Source organism: Micromonospora sp. WMMA1363 (assembly GCF_030345795.1).
In the GTDB taxonomy this organism is placed as follows: Bacteria; Actinomycetota; Actinomycetes; order Mycobacteriales; family Micromonosporaceae; genus Micromonospora.
This window is the reverse complement of record NZ_JAUALB010000001.1, coordinates 4,433,266-4,453,003: the sequence shown is the minus strand read 5'-3', so window position 1 is coordinate 4,453,003 and position 19,738 is coordinate 4,433,266. Positions and strand designations below refer to the sequence as shown.

The following is a 19,738-nucleotide window of genomic DNA, read 5'->3' as shown; positions in this document are numbered from 1 at the left end:
GGGCTGCTCGGAGTCACCGGAGTCCGGGGCAGACGCCCCGGTGGTGTCGTCGGTGGTCCCGGCCGGCTCCCCGGTGGTCGCGATGCCGGGCGTAGCGATCACGCCGCCCGGCGAGCCGACACCGCCTCTCGTCTCCGGACCATCGCTGGCCCCGCCGAGCGCCGGGGTGGCCAGTTCCGGAACCGCCGGCACGCCGAAAAGGCGGGGCAGGGTGGCGGTGTGCGCGGCGCGCAACTCGTCCAGGTCGATCCGGAACTGGTCGTGCACCTCCAGCGCACCGGCCGGGTCGGTGACACCGATCAACTCGACCGGGACCCCGTGCTCGGCGGCCAGTGCGGTGAACGCCTTCTCGTGCCCGCGCGGCACCGAGACCAGCGCCCGACCGGCGGACTCACTGAACAGGAAGACGAACGGCAGCGAGCCGCCGTCGAACCGTTCCGGGACGGCGATCCGGGCGCCGACACCCCACCGCAGGCAGGACTCGGTCAGGCTCTGCGCGAGCCCACCGTCGGAGAGGTCATGCGCGGAGGCGAGGTGACCGGCCCGCGCGGATTCCGCGATCAGGTTGGCGAGCGCCCGCTCGCGGGCGAGGTCGACCTGCGGGGGCACGCCGCCGAGGTGCTCGTGGGTCACCCACGCCCACTCGGAACCGGAGAGTTCCACGTGGGTGTCGCCGATCAGGAAAATCTGGTCGTGGTCGCCGCTGGCCCGCGGGACGAAGCCCATCGGTACCCGCTCGGCCACGTTCTCCAGGATGCCGAGCACGCCCACCACCGGGGTCGGGTGGATGGCCGCCGCGCCGGTCTGGTTGTAGAAGCTGACGTTGCCGCCGGTCACCGGAATGCCCAGCTCGGCACAGCCGTCGGCGAGGCCGCGGACGGCTTCGGCGAACTGCCACATCACGCCCGGATCCTCCGGGGAGCCGAAGTTGAGACAGTCCGTGACGGCGATCGGTTTCGCACCGGTCACCGCGACATTCCGGTACGCCTCGGCCAGCGCCAGCTTCGCGCCGTGGTAGGGGTCGAGGCGCGCGTACCGGCCGTTGCCGTCGACGGAGAGCGCGACGCCGAGGCCGCTGCGCTCGTCGATCCGGATCACGCCGGAGTCCTCCGGCTGGGCGAGCACGGTGTTGCCCAGCACGTAGCGGTCGTACTGCTCGGTGACCCAGGTCTTGTCGGCCAGGTTCGGCGACGCGATCATGCGCAGCACGGTGGCCCGCAGCGCGTCCGGGTCACTCGGCCGGGGCAGTGTCTCGGCGCGATCGGCCTGGAGCAGGATCAGGTCGGCTGGCTCCCGCATCGGGCGGGCGTACACCGGACCGTCGTCGGCCAGCGAGCCCGGCGGCACGTCGACCACGAGATGGTCCCGCCAGGTGATGACCAGGCGTCCCGGCCGGCCGTCTGGTGCCGGTGGGGTGACTTCGCCGATGGGAGTCGCGAGCACGCCCCACTTCTCGGCGGTCTTGAGCACCGCCTCCAGCTTGTCCGGCTCGACGATCAGCAGCATCCGCTCCTGGGACTCGCTGGCAAGGATCTCGTGTGGTTCCATCGAGGGCTCGCGCAGCGGCACTCGCTCCAACCAGACCCGCATGCCGGTGCCGGCCGCGGCGGCGGTCTCGGTGAGTGCGCAGGTCAGTCCGGCGCCGCCGAGATCCTGGATGCCGGCGATCAGCGCAGCGTCGTACAGCTCTAGGCATGCCTCAATCAGCAGCTTCTCGGTGAACGGATCACCCACCTGCACTGACGGGCGGCGCTGCTCGCTACCCTCGTCGAAGGTGGCGCTGGCCAGCACCGAGACGCCACCGATGCCGTCGCGGCCGGTCTTGGCGCCCATCAGCACGACCACGTTCCCGGGGCCGACCGCCGCCTTGTTCTGCAGGCGACTGACCGGCAGCACGCCGAGGCAGAGCGCGTTGACCAGTGGGTTGCCCTGGTAGCAGGGGTCGAAGACGACCTCGCCGCCGATGTTCGGCAGGCCCAGGCAGTTGCCGTAGCCCCCGACGCCGGCCACCACGCCCGGTAACACCCGGGCGGTGTCCGGGTGGTCTGCGGCACCGAAGCGCAGCGGGTCCATCACCGCCACCGGGCGGGCACCCATGGCGAGGATGTCCCGGACGATGCCGCCGACGCCGGTCGCGGCCCCCTGGTACGGCTCGACGAAGCTCGGGTGGTTGTGCGACTCGACCTTGAAGGTCACCGCCAGTTCGTCGGAGACCCGGACCACGCCGGCGTTCTCGCCGATGCCGGCCAGCAGCCGGTCGCTGCTCGACGCCTTCTCGCTGAACTGGCGCAGGTGCACCTTGCTGGACTTGTAGGAGCAGTGCTCGCTCCACATGATCGAGTACATCGCCAGCTCGGCCTGGGTCGGGCGGCGACCGACCAGCTGCCGGATCCGGTCGTACTCGTCGTCCCGGAGGCCCAGCTCGGCGTACGGCTGGAGCTCGTCCGGGGTGCCGGCGGCGCGGGACACGGTGTCCACACCGTCGGCCCAATCGGTGAACGCGGTCTCCCGGGCCGGCGCGACGGGCGCCGCCGGGAAGGCGTCCGAGGTGTCCCGAACCGGGTCCTGGGTGGTCATGGTTTCTCCTTGCTGCGCTCAGGGCCGCCCGTCGGGCGGGTGAGCCGAACGGTGGTGCCGAGCACGGTCACGCCGGGGCCCCCACCAGGTGCTTGAGCACCGAGGTGAAGAAGCCGAGGCCGTCCACCGAGGGGCCGGTGAGCGCCTCCACCGCATGCTCCGGGTGCGGCATGATGCCGACCACGTTGCCGGCGGAGTTGGTGACGGCGGCGATGTCGCGCTGGGAACCATTGGGGTTGCCGCCGAGGTAACGGGCAACCACCCGACCCTCGGCCTCGAGCTGGTCCAACGTCGCGGTGTCGGCAACGTAGCAGCCCTCGCCGTTCTTGACCGGGATCAGCACCTCCTGCCCGGGCTGGAACGCGTTGGTCCAGGCGGTGCCGGTCGACTCGATCCGAAGGACCTGGTCGCGGTTGCGGAAGTGCAGGTGCTGGTTGCGGGTCAGCGCCCCGGGCAGCAGGTGTGCCTCGCAGAGAATCTGGAAGCCGTTGCAGATGCCGAGCACCGGCAGGCCACCCCGGGCCGCGTCCACGATCGTCCCCATTACCGGGGCGAACCGGGCGATCGCCCCGCAGCGCAGGTAGTCGCCGTAGGAGAAGCCACCGGGCAGGACGACCGCGTCCACGCCGTGCAGGTGCGGGTCACCGTGCCAGAGACGGACCGGCTCGGCGCCGGCGATCCGGACGGCCCGCGCGGCGTCCCCGTCGTCGAGTGAACCGGGGAAGGTCACCACACCGACCCGCGCGGTCACGAGCGGGCGTCCACGGTCTCGTCGGCCTCGATCAGGCGGACGGTGAAGTCCTCGATAACCGGGTTGGCGAGCAGCTTGTCGGCGATCTCCCGAGCGCGGTCCAGGTCCGGTTCACCGGTGAACTCGATCTCGATCCGCCTGCCGATCCGGACCGAGGCGACGTCGCCGACGCCGAGCCGGGGCAGCGCGTTTGCGACAGCCTGACCCTGCGGATCGAGGATCTCGGGCTTGAGCATGACGTCGACGACGACGCGAGGCACTGGGGCACTCCTGACTGTGTACGCAGTTGGGTGCCGACCCATCTACGGGCGAGCGCAGCCAGCCTACCTGGCAGATGCCGCCCCGGACGCACCGGCCGTACGCGGTTCACGCAGTGATCGACGGCGCCACGGAGGCGGCCCGGAGACCGATACGGGTTCGTTGCGATCCCGATGCGGATCCGTTGCCCCAGGGCCTGATTTGCCTGACTTGTCCGGTCGAGGCAGAGCCAGATCAATTGACTGTTTTCTATGAAAGTACTTGTGAACGACATCTCAGGCGCCCTACCGTACATCGTCAGACGTCGATAGATGTCCCGGACCGGCAAGCCACCCTCACACGCCGGTCTGCCGACCAGACCCGGTGAACCCGGGACGAACCCCGAAGGAGTCCCCGCACATGCGTATCCGATCCCTGGTCGCGATCCTCGCCACCGCCATGGCCGGTGTGCTCGGCACCAGCTCCGGTGCCCTCGCCAGCCCGACCCCGACGCCCTACATCATCGGCGGCGGCACCGTCTCGTCCGCGCCGTGGGCCGCCGCGGTGTTCAGCAACGGCTCGTTCACCTGTTCGGGCACGATCATCGCCCCGCAGTGGGTGCTCACCGCCCGACACTGCGTCGGCGGGTCGATGTCCGTCCGGGTCGGCAGCGTCTACCGCGCCTCCGGCGGAGTCACCCGCACCGTGAGCGCCGCCTACGGCCGGTACGACCTGGCCCTGATGCGGCTCTCCAGCTCGGTGAGCACCAGCTACGTGGTACTGGCCAGCAGCAACCCGCCGGTCGGGTCGACCAACTCGATCTTCGGCTGGGGAATGACCTGCTACATCGGCTGCTCGGCGTCCAGCCAGCTGAAGACCGCGAGCGTGCGGGTGACCACGAACGGTGCCACCGACGCGTACGGCGGGCAGGCCATCCGGAGCACCCGGATCAACGGCAACGCGTGGCGGGGCGACTCGGGCGGGCCGCAGTTCTACAACGGCCAACAGGTCGGCGTCGCGTCGACCGCCAACGGCTTCAACATCCAGAACTACGGCAGTGTCGCGTACAACCGGGCCTGGATCGCCTCTGTGGCCGGTGTCTGACGGTTAGCACCACCGGCGGTGCGGATGGCCGGCCGAGCGCCGAGCGTCCGCACCGCGCGGTTTTTCAGCATCCGACCAGGTGAACAAGGCTCACGATGAGTGCCACGACTGGCTGACAGCATCGGAAACGTGCTGGTCGTGACGACGGATCAACTTCCCGGCTACGAGGTCCGCCAGATTCTCGGCGAGGTGGTCTCCTCGATGGCCAGGACGCGGAACCCGTACCGCGAGGGCGTGAAGAACCTGCGCGGCGGCGCGTACGACCCGCTGGCGCCGGACAACCTGACCCGCTGGCGGACCGACTCGGTGGCCCGGCTGGGCGAGGAGGCTCGCCGGCTCGGCGCCAACGCCGTGATCGGGATGCGCTTCGACAGCCGGGACTGCGGCGAGATGTGGATGGAGATCTGCGCATACGGCACGGCGGTGATCGTGGTGCCCACGATGCCCGACGTCATGCCCCCCGACCAGCCGCTCGTCGCGGCGGAAACCGCCCACGAGGGCGAGATCGCGGAGACACCCGGCGGCATCGCCGAGCCAGCCAGCGCCCCGACCCTGCGCACCGCCGCCGAAACTCCCACCCGCGATTCCTGACCGCCGCACCCACCCGCGTCGACGGCGTCGATCCCGGGCTGCGACAGACAGGAGGATCGACTTCGCCGGAGAGATCGTGATCAACGAGAGAGTGGTCGATCAACGGGTGGGGCCGGTCACAGGATGGGGGGTGGGGTGTAGGCGGCGGCGTGGGGGTGGGTGCGGACGATGCTCGCCACCCGGTCGGCCACGCGCTGGACCTGGGCGGGAGCGGCGCCGGTGAAGGCGGTGCGGTCGGCGACCAGGGTCTCGATGTCGGCGCGGCTCAGGTTCAGGCGACGGTCGGCCGCCAAGCGGTCGAAGAGGTCGTTCTCCGAGGTGCCCTTCTCGCGCATCGCGAGGGCGACGGCGACGGCATGTTCCTTGATCACCTCGTGGGCGACCTCGCGGCCGACGCCGCGGCGAACCGCCGCGACCAGGATCCTGGTGGTGGCGAGGAACGGCAGGAAACGCTCCAGCTCCCGGTTGATCACAGCCGGGTACGCCCCGAACTCGTCCAGCACGGTGAGGATCGTCTGAGACAGCCCGTCGGCGGCGAAGAAGGCGTCCGGCAGCGCCACCCGGCGAACCACCGAGCAGGAGACATCCCCCTCGTTCCACTGGTCCCCGGCCAGCTCACCGACCATCGACAGGTAGCCCCGGATGATCACGGCGAAGCCGTTCACCCGCTCCGAGGAGCGGGTGTTCATCTTGTGCGGCATCGCGCTGGAGCCGACCTGGCCCGGTTTGAAGCCCTCGGTGGCCAGCTCCTGGCCGACCATCAGGCGGATCGTGGTGGCCAGCGAGGACGGCCCGGCCGCGACCTGCGCGAGCGCCGAGAGCACGTCGAAATCCAGCGAGCGCGGGTAGACCTGGCCGACACTGTCCAACACCCGGCGGAAGCCGAGGTGCTCCGCAACCCGCCGCTCCAGCTCGGCCACCCGGTCCGCGTCGCCGTCGAACAGGTCGAGCTGGTCGGCGGCGGTGCCCACCGGGCCCTTGATCCCCCGCAGCGGGTACCGCCCGATGAGATCGTCCAGCCGCTCGTAGCCGACCAGCAGTTCCTCAGCCGCCGATGCGAAGCGCTTACCCAGCGTGGTGGCTTGCGCCGCGACGTTGTGCGAGCGGCCCGTCATGACCAGCTCGGAGTGTTCGACCGCCAGCCGGGCGAGCCGGGCCAGGGTGGCGACCACCCGGTCCCGGATCAGTTCCAGCGACGCGCGCACCTGGAGCTGCTCGACGTTCTCCGTCAGGTCCCGCGAGGTCATCCCCTTGTGTACGTGCTCGTGCCCGGCGAGCGCGCTGAACTCCTCGATCCGGGCCTTCACGTCGTGTCGGGTGATCCGCTCCCGCTCCGCGATCGAGGCCAGGTTGACCTGGCCGAGCACCCGCTCGTACGCCTCGACCACCCCGTCCGGCACGGTCACGCCGAGATCCCGCTGGGCCCGCAGGACGGCGAGCCAGAGCCGCCGCTCCATCCGGATCTTCTCCTCCGGTGACCAGATGGCAACCAACTCGGGCGAGGCGTACCGGTTGGCGAGCACGTTCGGAATCGTCGTCACGTGCCGCATTCTCCCGTACGCGCCGTTCGCGGCCGCAGTGCCATCGCCCGCGCCGGGGAGCACACCAGTGAGGCGCGGGTAGCCGGCGTGTCTGATCCGGACGAGTCGGTCCTCACCTGACGGAAGTATGCATGTCGTCGGACAGGCCGAGGTGGTCCTGGAGCGCGCGTCGGCCGGCGTCGGTGAGAGCGACGGCGCGGCTGGTGCCGATCCGAGTGATCCAGCGGGAGTCGAAGGCGTGCCGGCAGATGGCGGCACCGACGGCACCGGCCAGATGAGGGCGGCGTTCCGTCCAGTCCAGGCACGAGCGGACCGGCGGACGGCGCGTGGCGAGCGCTGATGCGATGCCGAGTTCGCTCAGCCAGACGGTCCCGATGCCGGTGAGCGTCAGCCCCCGCTCCCAGTCCAGCAGCCCTCGACCGGTCATCGCCTCGGTGATCGTGACTCCGAGAGCGCCCGCAAGGTGGTCGTAGCACGTGCGGGCGCGGGCCAGTGCCCGGCTGCGGTTGACGGCGGACAGTGAACGAGACGGAGTGGCACGTCGAGGAGCCATCGCGGCAAGGTTTTCGATCAGTTGGGCCGTGTCGGGATCGGCAAGGCGAACGTAGCGATGCCGGCCCTGGCGCTCCTGCGCAAGCAATCCTCCCCCGACGAGGAGATTCAAGTGCTCGGTCGCGGTCGAGGCGGCCACCCCGGCGTGGCGCGCCAATTCGATCGCGGTCCATGCTCGTCCGTCCAGCAGCGCCAGGCAGAAGCTTGCGCGAGTGGCGTCGGCCAGCAGCCCAGCCAGCGCGGCCAGGTCCGGACCCGCGACCTGCGCGTCATTGGGTCTCATTGCGGTCCATCATCCACGCGCGGTCCTTCGGCGAACACCGAAGAGTTTTCGCCCTACGGTCGAGCCGCATGGACATCGCGACATCCGGCCACACACCCTGCGAAACGTCGGTCGCCCATGTGACGGTCACACCGAGCATCCTGTATTTCGGAACGCCGGTCGCACTGCTCTCGACCGAAAACGAGAACGGTTCCTTCAATCTGGCGCCGATGTCCTCGGCCTGGGCACTCGGCCAGGTGATCGTCCTCGGCCTGGGCGTCGAGGGGCAGACCGCGCACAACCTCCGCAGCCGTCCCGATCTGGTGATCAACCTTCCCACGCCCGCCCAGTGGCCGGCGGTGGAACGACTGGCGCCGCTGACCGGGCGCACCCCGATCCCCGCGCACAAACGCGGCACCTTCAGGTTCGAGCCGGACAAGTTCGCCGCTGCCGGCCTACGACCTGAGCCCGCCGAGCTGGTGCGGCCGCCCCGAGTCGCCGAATGCCCCATCCAGCTGGAGGCCTGCGCGGCCCGCGTCCAGCCGGACGTCTCCGGAGCATTCCTCATCGTCGAAGCCCACGTGCTCAAGGTCCACGCCGATCCGCGTGTCGTCATCCCCGACTCCCAGCACATCGACCCGGCCGCATGGAGCCCGCTGATCTACAGCTTTCGCCACTACTACGGACTCGGCCCCGAACTCGGCCGCAGCTTCCGCTCCCAGACACCCCGGCGAAGCAACTGCCCCGCCCCTACCACGGCGTAGCGGCGCGACGGGCGGCCAAGCCCGTGAACCCGTGGAACCACGGCCAGCCGGAGTAAGGGCCGCCGCGTGCGGCCCTGCCCCGGTCAATCTCCTTCACACTCCTGCCGGGGCCGGGTCGGCGGGACCGGCCGGCGAACGGCCTGCCGGTACTCCCGCTCGGCGTCCACCAGGCGCCGCATCCCGGCGGCGAGCCGGCCGGGCAGGGCTGCCACCGTCGTCGCCCGACGCTCCAGCTCGATGTCCGTCAGGTCCCGCAGCTCGGCCCGGTAGCGGTCCAACACCGTAGCCATGTCCAATGCGGTCGGGGTCGTCATGCCGTCACCCCCAGCGCGGCGGTGAGGGCGGCCAGCTCCCGCATCCGCAGCAGCGGACGCTGCTCCACCTCCGGCAGCCCGGTCAGCGGGCAGTGCTCGACGACGCCGTCCCCGCCACGCACCTTCGCCTCGTACGCGGCGGCGTCGGCTGCCGCCAGCACCCGTGACCGGTCCTCTCCGGCGGCCGCGTGGACCGCGCCGACACTGGCGGTCACCGTCACCGTCACCCCGGCAGCGACCTCGACCGGCTCCGCCAGGGCCTGGATGACCTCCGCACCGAGAATCTGCGCCAGCGGTGCCCGCGACGGCGACGCGAGCACGAACTCGTCGCCACCGATCCGGGCGACCACCGCGCCGTCGATGCTCTCCAGGAGCACTGACAGCCGGCCCGCGATCCCGACCAGCAGCCGGTCGCCAGCGGCGTGGCCCCAGGTGTCGTTGACCGGCTTGAACCGGTCGAGGTCCACCAGGACCAGGTCGTAGGACTCGCCGTCCAACTCGTCGAGCGCCTGGGTCAGGCCCGCACGGTTGGCCAAGCCCGTCAGCGGGTCCGTGACCGCCCCACGCCGGGCCTCCGCCAACCGGCCACGCAGCCCACGCACCGTGCGAGCAGCCCACACATGACCCAGCAGCGACACCACGCCAACAGCGGGGAGCACAACCTCCGTGACCATCGGCCCACCTCCGATCCGGGAGACATGCCCTGGTAGAGGTGCTGACACCCGCCGCTGATACAACGGATCTCGATGAGTCGATCGTTGGGTGCTGCCGGCAGGTGCGAAACCGAACCCCGTTCCGCACCTGCCGGCGATCCGGTGGCCGACCGGAATACGCCCCGAAGCCGGCGATAGGCGGTGAGGCGGCGTCCCGGTCGGCCCGCGAGATCGACCGTCTCGATCGCGCCTGGATGTGCGGTAGGGCTACCGGGCGCCGTTCCAGTCGACGAGTTGGACGATGACTCCGTTCGGGTCGCGGACCTGGAAGGCGCGCTCGCCCCATTCCTCGACGGTGAGCGGCATGGTGATGCTGACGCCCTCGGCCTGCAGTCGGGCCAACTCGCCCTCCAGGTCGTCGACCACGAACGCCAGGATCAGCCCACGGGCGTGCTCGTCACGCTGGTCGGCGGGCAGGGTGGCGAGCCCGCGCCGCAGCAGGATGACGTTCATCCCGGAGTCGTCGCGGGTCAACGAGGCGAACCCGTCCGCGGTCATCTCCTGGCGAAATCCGAAGTGCTCGGTCAGGAAGGCACTGGAGCCGGGGACATCATCGACATTTAGTGACACGGCAGTGGAGGTGATCTTCATGGAGCCCTTCCCCTGATGGTGCGGATACTTTGTACATTGTACACCGTATGCCGTACGGAGAAAGGGGGTGGCAATGCGTGCGCCTGCCGCGGCCAACGCCGGCGATCCCGGCGCACGCTCGCCCCGCTGCGGCGGGAGCCATTGACCGCGGTGCGCCGAGGCCTGCAGCGCCGGTCTCAACCTGGACGCGGGTGGTCGAGGCGGCAACGGATGGCCGTCAACGAGGAGAACCCGGCACCGTTCGAGGCGCTCCGTGGACGGCTAACCTCAGTCTTTCGCTAACTGTTGATCAAGGCCCTGTTTGCATTTGTTGATCTTCATTTGGTGATCGATCGGGGTATGGGCACGGCGAGGACCCGACGCGGTGGCCGGGTTCCTCCATGGGGGTACTCGTCGGGGCGTGGGGTTGGGGTTCAGGTGACGGGCTGGGGCAGCACGGCCAGCCGGTCGAACGCGGTGACGAGCTGGTCGGCCCAGGGCCAGCCTTCGGCGATGCGCAGCTTCGTGCGGCGGGCCGAGCGGGTGATGCGGGCGGCGACGTGCAGCAGTCGGTAGCGCAGTGTCTTGGGTTCGGCGGTGGCGAGGTCGCCGTCGAGCAGCAGGTGTTGGGTCCAGGCAAGCAGGTCGATGGCGCACAAGGCGAGTTCCAGCCAGGCGGCGTTGATGGCGAACACCCGGGATGGGAAGCGGCCGAACCCGGTGTCCTTGCCCGTGCGGATGCGGTCCTCGACGCGGGCGTGAGCGCGGTGGCGGGCCTCCAGATGCTGGATGGATCCGTTGCCGGGGCCGGTGTCGGTGGCCATCACCTGGTGGCGGAAGCCTTCGATGGTGTCGAACAGCGACAGTTGTGCGCCGGGGTGCGGGCGTTCCCGGCGCACGATGAACCGGGTGCCGTCGGGGTAGTTGGCCCGCAGGTCGGCCGGTAGTAGGCCGGTGATCTCGCATACCTGGGCGCCGTCGCGTGGCTGGCCGTCGGCGTTCAGGGCCGGTACCCACTGCTCGGGGTGCCCCGCAGCCTGCTTGATCGCGTCGCGGATCGCCTCCCCGATGGCCACCCCGACGGAGAAGAACGTGTTCATACCGTGCTCACGCAACGACCGGATATGGCGCAGGAACCCGTACGTGCAGCCGGCCGAATCCGAGCGGACGAGGATGTCGGTGCCGTACCGGTGGACGTCGGGGATCTGCGCCAGGGCGTCGTCGAGAACGCTGATGTGATCGGCGGTGGTGTTCGACCCCGCCCGCCCGGCGCGCAGCAGCCCGGACAACGCCTCCCGGGTGTTGTCCAGGAAGCAGAACAACGGGTGATATCCGAAGGTCTTCTTCCACGTCTTGGACGCCTGCTCCTTCTCCGAGTGGCAGATCACGATCGAGGCGTCCAGATCCAGCACCAGCCCAGACACCGGCGCACCAGCCGCCATCGACACCGGCAGCCCGTCGCGGGTCTCGGCCGACTGCGCCCACGCCAACTCCCGCGCGGCAGCGCGGGCCATCCGCAGCCTGGCCAGAACAGCATCATCCACACCAGACAGCACCCGCCACGCGGTAGGATCCGAGGCGACCGCGCCGAACAGCCCCGCTTGGTCCCGCAGCACCGCCAGATCGCTGATCGCCTCACCACCGTCGGCGATCATCACCGCGAGGTCCACGGCGACCCGACCCGGGTCATGCCCGCCCTGCCGCTGCCGCAGCCTGGCCAGGGCCTCGCTGAACCCGCCGGTCAACCCGGTTACGTCCGCGATGTCGGCCAGCAAACGGGCACCCGCGTGGCCGACCACGCCACGTCCATCGCTACTGACGATGATCTTCGGTCGTGTTCCGGTACTCTTCACCTGACAGGTGCCTTCCCTCGGGATAGATGAGACCCTCAGCAAGTCCTATCTTCCCAGGTCAGAAGGCACCTTTCCTTTCATGATCCACGATGTGGACCGCCCTTAACGAAGGGCCCAGGCTAAGGGGCGGTCGGCAAGTACCATCGGAGAGCCTGAGGCGATCTTTGAATTGCCAGGTAACGGCGGTGAGGAGAGGAGCACGGCAGCCCCGCTCGGAACGTGTCGGCTGGTTTGCCGACTTGGATTAGCTCCGAAGTCGCCATATCCTGCTGTCGGCGCACCACTGCCGACAACCGCGCGTCGGGGTGCGCGCCCAGAGAGCAGGGAGTCGAAAGTTGACCGATGAGTCCGGTAAGGCCGACTTCAGCGGAATCTACAATCAGAAGACACCTCGCGCTTACTACACGAACCTACGACAGTTCAGGTACGAGATTCCGCAGCACGGAGCTACCGTTTTCAACCAACTGATCAATGCCCGGCCGTGGGGAGGCGACCACCGACCAACCGTACTCGACGTATGCTGTTCTTACGGCATCGTCGGGCTACTCACCAAGACGGACCTCGCCCTCGACGATGTCTACACGTACTACCAGAGTGCGGTCGGCGACGGACGGACCGTAGACCAGGTGCGTCGCGCCGAGAGCGAACTACTGAGCCAGCGAACCCGGCCAGGCGCTCCCCACGTCCTGGGGCTGGACGTCGCCGAGAACGCCGCCCGGCACGCCGTCGCGGTCGGCGCGCTCGACGGTGTGTTCATCGAGAACCTGGAGGCGGCAGGGCCGTCACCCGAGCTGGCCAAGACAATGCCGACGGTCGATCTCATCACGACCACCGGCGGCATCGGTTATGTCACCGAACGGACCTTTGGGCGACTACTTACGTGCACTGAAAAGCCACCCTGGGTGGCCGCTTTTTGCCTTCGGACGTATGACTACGGGCCAATCTCCGAAGTGCTCGCAGGACGTGGACTGGTGACCGAAAAGGCGGATCAGCCCGTTCGGCAGCGACAGTTCATCGACGACGCCGAACGGGAGTGGGCCCTGTCGGAGTTGGCGGCGCGGGGGCTGGACCCCTCGGGCATGGAAGCCGACGGGTATTTCTATGCCGACTTCTACCTCTCCCGGCCGTTAGAAGACGCGATCGAGACCCCACTAGCGGATTTGGTGGTAATCCCCTCCGCCGGCCTCGATTCGTCAGAGGGTTTTGATCCCTCGCCGTCCGTTTCGGTTTGACCGTTTTGTCCCACGCGGTTGGGGGTCGGGGTCGGCGCGTGTCGCTGCGCGGGCGCCGGTTCTCCAGGTCCGGGTGGTTTCTCTGCTGGTAGGGCCGGGGGGACGGGTCAGGTCGGCGGGGGTATCAGGCCTAGGCGGTGCCAGCAGAGTTGGAACGCCTCAGCCCAGGGCCAGGTGTCGGGGATGGACAGGATCTTCCGGCGGGCGTGGCTGGCCAGCTTGGCGGGTAGGTGCAGCAGCCGGTAGCGCAGGGTGCCGGGTTCGGCGTCGGCGAGGTCGGGCTGGTCGTGCAGGCCGAGCAGTCGGGTCCAGGCGGCCAGATCGGCGGCGATGTTCGCGGCTAGGACCCAGCCGCGGTTGACGGTCCAGGCCTTCGAGGGCAGGTTTCGCAGGCCCATGGCCTTGTTCGTGCGCACCTGATCTTCCACTCCGGCGTGCGAACGGTGCAGCACGTCGAGCCATTGCGGCTGGTGAGAGCCGGCCACGCCGTGGATGCGGCGGATGTTGGTGGCGACGATCGCGTACCGCCAGCCGGTACGTTTCTCCAGGTCGGTTAGGTTCCTGACGTGTCGGGTGGACGGTCTGGTCCGCCGCACGATCAGCCGTAGCCCGTCGATCCAGTTGCCGACCCGCTGGTTGAGGCCGGTCAGCTCGGCGACCTGCGCCTGATCGGTGGCATTACCGTCGGGTTCGAGGCTGCTGGTCCAGGCATCGGCGGGCAGCACGGCGATCGCGGTCTCGTCGGCGTCGGTGATCGTCCAGCCGACAGTGAACTTCACGCTGCGCCACAGCCGGTTCATCTGCTCCAGGTGGGTCACCAGGTCGTGGGTGGCGCCGGCCCCGTCGACCCGCACCAGGATCTTGCGCCGGTATCTGACCGGCAGTTGGGCGACCGCCTCACCCAACACCCGGATGTGATCAACCACGGTGTTCGAGCCGGCGTTGCCCGGCCGCAGCAGCATGGCCAGGCTCTCACTGGTGTTCGCGCACCACGCCCCGAGGGGGTGGAACCCGAAGCCTTTCTTGAACGTGGCCGCCGCGCCCTGCTTGTCGGAGTGAGCGGTGATCAGGGTGGCGTCCAGATCGATGACCACCCACCCGGTCAGCAGCTTGCCCGCCACCAGCAGCCACGGAAACCCCTGCGGCCGGCGCTCGAGAAGCTCCCAGACCCGGGCGCGGGCCTTCGCCCGCGCCTTGGCGATCCGGCGCAGGGCGGTCTCGTCGAGGCCGGCCAGAGCACGGCGCACGGTCGCTTCCGACGGTGGCTCGGCGAACACCAGCGCCTGATGGGCGAGCAGCCCGATGTCGGACATGCTGGTCGCGCCGAGCACGATCGCGGTCGCCAGGCAGATCAAGACCGTGCCCCGGTCCCACCACCCCGGCCCCGCACCGCGAGGCAGCACCGCGTTCAACGCCCAGGCCAGCCCGGTCCGGTCCGCGCACCGCCGCAGCAAAACCGCGCCGGCATGCCCGACCAAACCCTTCCCACCCGCCGCGACCTGCAGCCGCTGATCCCACCCGCTACTCTTACTCACCAGAAAGGTGCACCCGACTCTGCTGTGGACATGACGTAGACACTCACATCCTTGCAGGCCAGGCGCACCTTTCCTTCATGACCCTCGATGAATCAAATCCGCTCTGAACGGACGAGGCCGGCACGACCGCCCCTCGGCCGCGCAACGGCAGGACCGCGATCCGCCAGGAACAGGGACTGTAGTGCGGACCGCGGACAGGAGTAGGCCCTCCAGCTTGTCGGCCTTCGACCATCCAGGCAGATCCTTCGCATCGCGGACGTTGACCAGCCACACGTCCAGACCCGCGGCCGCCACGAAATAGAACCGGATCCGCCAGTAGTCCGACGTGCCTCCCACGATGGCCTTCTACACTCCGGCCGTCACCAGATCCGCGGCGAAATCGCTCACGGCGTTCGTGGTAGCCGGCACCCGCCGGACCCGACTGGTGTGCCGCCCGGTCGGGCTACGGCCGGTCGGGTGCGAACCGTCCCGGACCGGTTGGCCACGTCGATCGCGTACCCCCAGCTGGAGGATCTGCTCACTGTCCACCCAAGGTACACATTCAGCCGCGAGCCGACTCGAAACGGACGTACGTTTGCCACAGAGTCAGCGCGCGGGAGGAAACGCGAATGGGCGAGCCACGGGAGGCGTTCGTCGAGTTGCAGGAGCGGCTGCGCCGGCCGGGCACGCGGATGCTGGACCGGCTCCGGCTGGCGCAGTCGGAAGACGGGCGGGTCGACGCCGACGACCTGGCGCGGGCAGCCGGTGAGTTCGGTTGGCCGGTGGCTGCCGTCACGGGCTCGGCGACCTACTACGCAGACTTCGCCGAGGGCCGCCGGGGCCGGCGGCACATCCGGGTGTGCGAGGGAACCTCGTGCTTCGTGAGTGGGCAGGGTCAGCACATCGCGCGCATCGAGAAGGCGCTGGGGGTACGCCTGGGCGAGTGCGCGGTGGACGGGTCGGTGTCGCTGCAGGGTGTGCGGTGTCTCGGGTACTGCTACGACTCGCCCGCGATTCTCGACGGGGAACAGCCGGGGAGTGGTGAGATTCTCGGCGGATTGTTCGGCGATCCACATGCCGCACAGCGGCGGACGAGGCCCGGTTGGGTGGAGCCGTTGAAAATGCGGGCGGCGGAAATCCCGTACGCAAGCGCGGTGGGGCGTCCGGTGGTGTTGGCCGGGCTGGTCGGCGACGAGTCCCCGTGGGAGGTGTGGCCGGGCGTCGTGGCTTGCGGTTCACCCGATCAAGTCATGGCGGAGGTCGCCGCGTCGGGCCTACGCGGACGGGGTGGAGCCGGTTTTCCGGTGGGAAGAAAGTGGTCCGCGGCCGCGGATGAGCCCGCACCACGATATGTGGTGGCCAACGGCGACGAGGGGGACCCGGGCTCGTTCTGTGATCGACTGTTGATGGAGAGCGATCCGCACCGGGTCCTGGAGGGCTTGGCGCTGGCCGGCTTCGCGGTGGGGGCACAGCGCGGGCTGATCCTCGTGCGATCGGAGTACCCGGCGGCCGCCGACCAGTTGCGTGCCGCGGTGGCGCAGGCGCGCGAAGCGGGACACCTGGGCACCCGGGTACACGGCTCGCCCGTCGACTTCGACGTGGAGATCGTGGTGGGCGCCGGGTCGTACGTCGCCGGGGAGGAGACCGCGTTGCTGCACGCCCTGGCCGGGCTGCGGGCGGCCGTCCAGCCGCGTCCCCCGTACCCCACCAGCCACGGCTACCTCGGGAAGCCGACCGCGGTCAACAACGTGGAGACCCTGGCGGCCGTGCCCTGGATCGTTCGGCACGGCGGTGCCGCGTACGCCCGCCTGGGCCACCCAGACGAACCGGGCACCAAGCTGATCTGCCTGAACCAGTGTTTCCGCCTGCCAGGGGTGTACGAGGTGGAGTTCGGCGTGCCTCTGCGCCACCTGGTGGAGGATCTCGGCGGCGGACCACGCGAGCCCTACCAGCTCCGCGCGGTGCAGGTCGGCGGGCCGCTCGGCGGTTTCCTCAGCCCGGACCAGCTCGACCTCCCGCTGCTGTCCCGGCCACTCGCGGAGGCCGGCGTCGCGCTGGGACATGCGAGCCTCGTTGCGATCGACACGACCGTGTCGGCCGCCGCGATCCTGCAGCACGCCTGGGCGTTCGGCGCCGCGGAAAGTTGCGGAGCCTGCACACCCTGCCGGGTGGGCACCCGCCGTGGGCTCGAGCTTGCCGAGCGCATCGGGGAACCCGCCCAGACCGCGGCGGCACTCGCCGCCCACGAACCGCTGCTGGAGGTCCTGACAGGGGCGAGCCTCTGCGCGTTCGGGTGGGGGGTGTCCGGTGCGGTGCGCAGTCTGCTGCGGGTGTACGCGGACGAGCTGCGCCAGGCAGCACCCAGCGGCACGAGCATGGCGGGCGAGTAGATGCGGTTGTCGGTCAACGGCGTCGCCGTCGAGGTCGCCGAGCGAGCCACTGTGCTGGACGCCGTACGGGCGGCCGGGGCGATGCTGCCGACCCTCTGCTACGACGAGCGGCTCACCCCACAGGGGTCGTGCCGCGTGTGCCTGGTCGGTGTAGCCGGACGGGCGATGCCGGCCTGCACGACAGCGGCCATCGAGGGCATGGTCGTACACACCGACGACCCGGCCGCCCGCACATCGGCACAGCTCGCACTGGAACTCCTCGTCTCCCAGCTGCCGGCCCGCGCCCTCGACCTCCCCGCCGAGCGCAGCGAGCTGGTCCGCGCCTGTCGGCAGCTCGGCGTCACGGAAAGCCGGTTCGACGGGGCCGTTCGGGCCACGGGCGTCGACCACTCCCACCCGTACGTGAAACTCGACGGGGACCTGTGCATCGCCTGCAACCGGTGCGTACGCATGTGTGCGGAGGTGCAGGGCACGTTCGCACTCTCCCTGACCGGGCGCGGGTTCGACACCGTCGTCGCCGCCGGCACCGGCGGACCGTGGCTGTCGTCGCCGTGCGTGGCCTGCGGCGGCTGCGTCGACACCTGCCCGAGTGGCGCGCTGTCCGAGCCGGGCCTACTCGACCCGCGCCCGGTCACCGGGACGACCACCAGCACCTGCGGATACTGCGGTGTGGGGTGCAGCCTGCGGGTGCACGTACGGGACGGCGACATCGCCGCGATCACGCCCGAGCGCGGTGCGGTCAACCGCGGCCACGCCTGTATCAAGGGACGGTTCGCACACGCCTTCACCCGGTCCCGGGACCGGCTGACCACGCCGCTGCTGCGCCGCCACGGGCGCGACTCCCCACTGGAACCGGCGTCGTGGGAAGAGGCGCTCGCCGCGGTGGCGACCCGGCTAGGCGCGATTCGCGACCGGCACGGGCCCGATGCCATCGGCATGATCTCCTCGGCCCGGGCGACCAACGAGGAGAACTACCTCGCCCAGAAGTTCGCCCGCGTCGTCCTCGGCACCAACAACGTCGACAACTGCTCCCGGCTCTGTCACGCCCCGTCCGCGCTCGGGCTGACCGCCGCGTTCGGCCACGCCGGCGGCACCAACTCCGTCGACGACCTCGACGACACCGACTGCATCCTGATCGCCGGCGCCAACCCGACCGAAGCCCACCCGGTCATCGGAGCCCGGATCAAACAGCTGGTCCTGCGCGGCGCCCGGCTCATCGTCATCGACCCGCGGCGGATCGACCTCGCCGAGCTGGCCGACGTCCACGTCCAGGCCACACCCGGCTCCAACGTCGCCGTCTTCAACGGCATCGCCCGAGTGCTCCTCGACGAGGGACACGCGGATCGGGAGTTCCTCCGCACCCGGGCCAGCGGGTTGGCAGACCTGACGGAGTTGCTGCACGACTACCCGGTGGACCGTGCGGCACGGCTGGCCGGGGTGCCAGCCGAAACGCTCGCCACGGCGGCCCGTCTCTACGGCACCGCCCGGCGCCCGGCGATCGTCTACGGGCTCGGCGTCACCGAACACGTCCACGGTACCGATGGGGTCCGCACCCTGGCGAACCTCGCCATCCTGAAAGGCGCCGTCGGCACGCCGGGCTGCTGCGGCGTGCTGTCGATGCGCGGGCAGAACAACGTTCAGGGCGCCTCGGACATGGGCGCCCTGCCGGACCTGCTGCCCGGCTATCAACACGTCACCGACGCCGAGATCCGGGCTCGGTTCTCCCGCTCCTGGGGAGCGGACGTGCCCGCCGATCCCGGGTTACGGATCCTGGACATGTTCGCCGCTGCGATCGCCGGCCGGATACGGGCCATGTACGTCATCGGCGAGGACATCGCCCAGACCGACCCCGACAGCGGAAACGTGCGTGCGGCGCTGGCCGCCTGCGACCTCGTCGTCAGCCACGACCTCTTTCTCTCCCACACCGCCGAACTCGCCGACGTGGTGTTCCCTGCCGTGTCGTTTCTCGAGAAGGACGGCACGTTCGTCAACCTCGACCGGCGGGTACAGCGGGTCCGCCCCGCGCTGGCGCCACCCGGGCAGGCCACACCCGACTTCGACATCCTGCGGCTGCTCGCCCGCGCGATGGGGGCCGACCTGGGCTGCCCTACCCCCGCCGACGCCATGGCCGAGTGCGCCACGCTGACCCCCACCTTCGCCGGCATCTCCCACGCCCGGCTCGACCGGGACGGACCACTGCACTGGCCGTGCCGCGCCACCGACCACCCCGGCGAGGGGCGCCTCTACCTCGACTCCTTTGCCACTCCCGACGGACGTGCCGCACTGGCCGCGCGGCCGTACCTGCCGCCGGGCGAACAACCCGACGCCGCCTTCCCGTACCTCCTGATCACCGGGCGTCGGCTCGTGCACTACAACAGTGGCTCGATGAGTCGCCGGACGCCCAACAATGACCTTCGCCCTCATGAAGTGCTCGATCTGCATCCGGACGACGCCGCCCGGCTCCGGCTGGCCGACGGAGACCTCCTCGGGGTGACCAGCCGGCGGGCGACCGTGATCTTCCCCGTCCACGTGACCGAGACGGTCGGACCCGGCCAGTTGTTCACCGCCTTCAGCTTCCCCGACACTCCCACCAACGCCCTCACCTCAGACGCCACGGACGCCGAGACCGGGTGCCCCGAATACAAGGTGACCGCCGTATCGCTGCGTCCCGTCTGACCGGATAGCCGGTCTGGCACCACCGCACGCCGCGCGGCCTGCCGGGTCGGACGTGGCGGGTGGGGCTGGACGTCGCGTGACCGGTCCCCCGGTCGAA

At 69.9% G+C, this 19,738-nt stretch carries 15 protein-coding genes and 2 pseudogenes; 6 read left to right on the top strand and 11 right to left on the bottom strand.

Annotated elements, in window-relative coordinates:
- Positions 1 to 188: 188 nt before the first annotated feature.
- The 3 genes and pseudogenes from purL to purS form a co-directional block, all read right to left on the bottom strand.
- Positions 189 to 2,577: pseudogene (gene purL / locus QTQ03_RS20770) on the bottom strand (phosphoribosylformylglycinamidine synthase subunit PurL); the annotation flags it as partial.
- Between the two features lie 67 nt (positions 2,578 to 2,644).
- Complete coding sequence (gene purQ / locus QTQ03_RS20765; protein ID WP_289279498.1) at positions 2,645 to 3,328, bottom strand: phosphoribosylformylglycinamidine synthase subunit PurQ; 684 nt, start codon at positions 3,326 to 3,328, stop codon at positions 2,645 to 2,647.
- Positions 3,325 to 3,588, bottom strand: coding sequence for a phosphoribosylformylglycinamidine synthase subunit PurS (gene purS, locus QTQ03_RS20760; RefSeq protein WP_289279497.1), 264 nt, complete (start codon positions 3,586 to 3,588; stop codon positions 3,325 to 3,327). Before purS ends, purQ begins: the two co-directional genes overlap by 4 nt.
- Before the next feature lie 397 nt (positions 3,589 to 3,985).
- On the opposite strand from purS, the gene QTQ03_RS20755 reads away from it, so the two are divergent.
- Positions 3,986 to 4,669 carry a S1 family peptidase gene (locus QTQ03_RS20755; protein ID WP_289279496.1) on the top strand — a complete coding sequence of 228 codons (684 nt, stop codon included), beginning with the start codon at positions 3,986 to 3,988 and terminating at the stop codon, positions 4,667 to 4,669.
- 24 nt (positions 4,670 to 4,693) lie between these two features.
- Positions 4,694 to 5,260 (top strand): annotated as a pseudogene (locus QTQ03_RS20750) (YbjQ family protein).
- Positions 5,261 to 5,376: 116 nt separating this feature from the next.
- On the opposite strand, the gene purB reads toward QTQ03_RS20750, so the two are convergent.
- Complete coding sequence (gene purB, locus QTQ03_RS20745) at positions 5,377 to 6,801, bottom strand: adenylosuccinate lyase (protein WP_289279494.1); 1,425 nt, start codon at positions 6,799 to 6,801, stop codon at positions 5,377 to 5,379.
- 112 nt (positions 6,802 to 6,913) lie between these two features.
- Complete coding sequence (locus QTQ03_RS20740) at positions 6,914 to 7,636, bottom strand: helix-turn-helix domain-containing protein (RefSeq protein ID WP_289279493.1); 723 nt, start codon at positions 7,634 to 7,636, stop codon at positions 6,914 to 6,916.
- Positions 7,637 to 7,704: 68 nt separating this feature from the next.
- Between QTQ03_RS20740 and QTQ03_RS20735 the strand changes: the two genes are divergently transcribed.
- Positions 7,705 to 8,379 carry a flavin reductase family protein gene (locus QTQ03_RS20735; protein ID WP_289279492.1) on the top strand — a complete coding sequence of 225 codons (675 nt, stop codon included), beginning with the start codon at positions 7,705 to 7,707 and terminating at the stop codon, positions 8,377 to 8,379.
- Positions 8,380 to 8,462: 83 nt separating this feature from the next.
- Here QTQ03_RS20735 and QTQ03_RS20730 read toward each other — a convergent pair whose 3' ends face one another.
- From QTQ03_RS20730 to QTQ03_RS20715, 4 genes are all read right to left on the bottom strand, one after another.
- On the bottom strand, positions 8,463 to 8,693 hold the full coding sequence (locus QTQ03_RS20730; RefSeq protein ID WP_289279491.1) for a hypothetical protein: 231 nt from the start codon (positions 8,691 to 8,693) through the stop codon (positions 8,463 to 8,465).
- Positions 8,690 to 9,367, bottom strand: a complete 678-nt coding sequence (locus QTQ03_RS20725) for a GGDEF domain-containing protein (protein WP_289279490.1) — start codon at positions 9,365 to 9,367, stop codon at positions 8,690 to 8,692. Before QTQ03_RS20725 ends, QTQ03_RS20730 begins: the two co-directional genes overlap by 4 nt.
- A gap of 246 nt (positions 9,368 to 9,613) precedes the next feature.
- A complete protein-coding gene (locus tag QTQ03_RS20720) occupies positions 9,614 to 9,997 on the bottom strand; it encodes a VOC family protein (protein WP_289279489.1) in 384 nt (127 codons plus the stop codon).
- A gap of 413 nt (positions 9,998 to 10,410) precedes the next feature.
- Positions 10,411 to 11,829, bottom strand: coding sequence for an IS1380 family transposase (locus QTQ03_RS20715; protein WP_502889681.1), 1,419 nt, complete (start codon positions 11,827 to 11,829; stop codon positions 10,411 to 10,413).
- Between the two features lie 335 nt (positions 11,830 to 12,164).
- On the opposite strand from QTQ03_RS20715, the gene QTQ03_RS20710 reads away from it, so the two are divergent.
- On the top strand, positions 12,165 to 13,061 hold the full coding sequence (locus QTQ03_RS20710) for a hypothetical protein (RefSeq protein WP_289279488.1): 897 nt from the start codon (positions 12,165 to 12,167) through the stop codon (positions 13,059 to 13,061).
- Positions 13,062 to 13,168: 107 nt separating this feature from the next.
- Here QTQ03_RS20710 and QTQ03_RS20705 read toward each other — a convergent pair whose 3' ends face one another.
- Positions 13,169 to 14,596 carry an IS1380 family transposase gene (locus tag QTQ03_RS20705; protein WP_289279196.1) on the bottom strand — a complete coding sequence of 476 codons (1,428 nt, stop codon included), beginning with the start codon at positions 14,594 to 14,596 and terminating at the stop codon, positions 13,169 to 13,171.
- Positions 14,597 to 14,941: 345 nt separating this feature from the next.
- Positions 14,942 to 15,124, bottom strand: coding sequence for a hypothetical protein (locus QTQ03_RS20700; RefSeq protein ID WP_289279487.1), 183 nt, complete (start codon positions 15,122 to 15,124; stop codon positions 14,942 to 14,944).
- Between the two features lie 80 nt (positions 15,125 to 15,204).
- On the opposite strand from QTQ03_RS20700, the gene QTQ03_RS20695 reads away from it, so the two are divergent.
- Both QTQ03_RS20695 and fdhF read left to right on the top strand, forming a co-directional pair.
- Positions 15,205 to 16,965, top strand: a complete 1,761-nt coding sequence (locus tag QTQ03_RS20695; protein ID WP_289279486.1) for an NAD(P)H-dependent oxidoreductase subunit E — start codon at positions 15,205 to 15,207, stop codon at positions 16,963 to 16,965.
- Positions 16,966 to 19,641, top strand: a complete 2,676-nt coding sequence (fdhF, locus tag QTQ03_RS20690; RefSeq protein ID WP_289279485.1) for a formate dehydrogenase subunit alpha — start codon at positions 16,966 to 16,968, stop codon at positions 19,639 to 19,641.
- Positions 19,642 to 19,738: the final 97 nt, after the last annotated feature.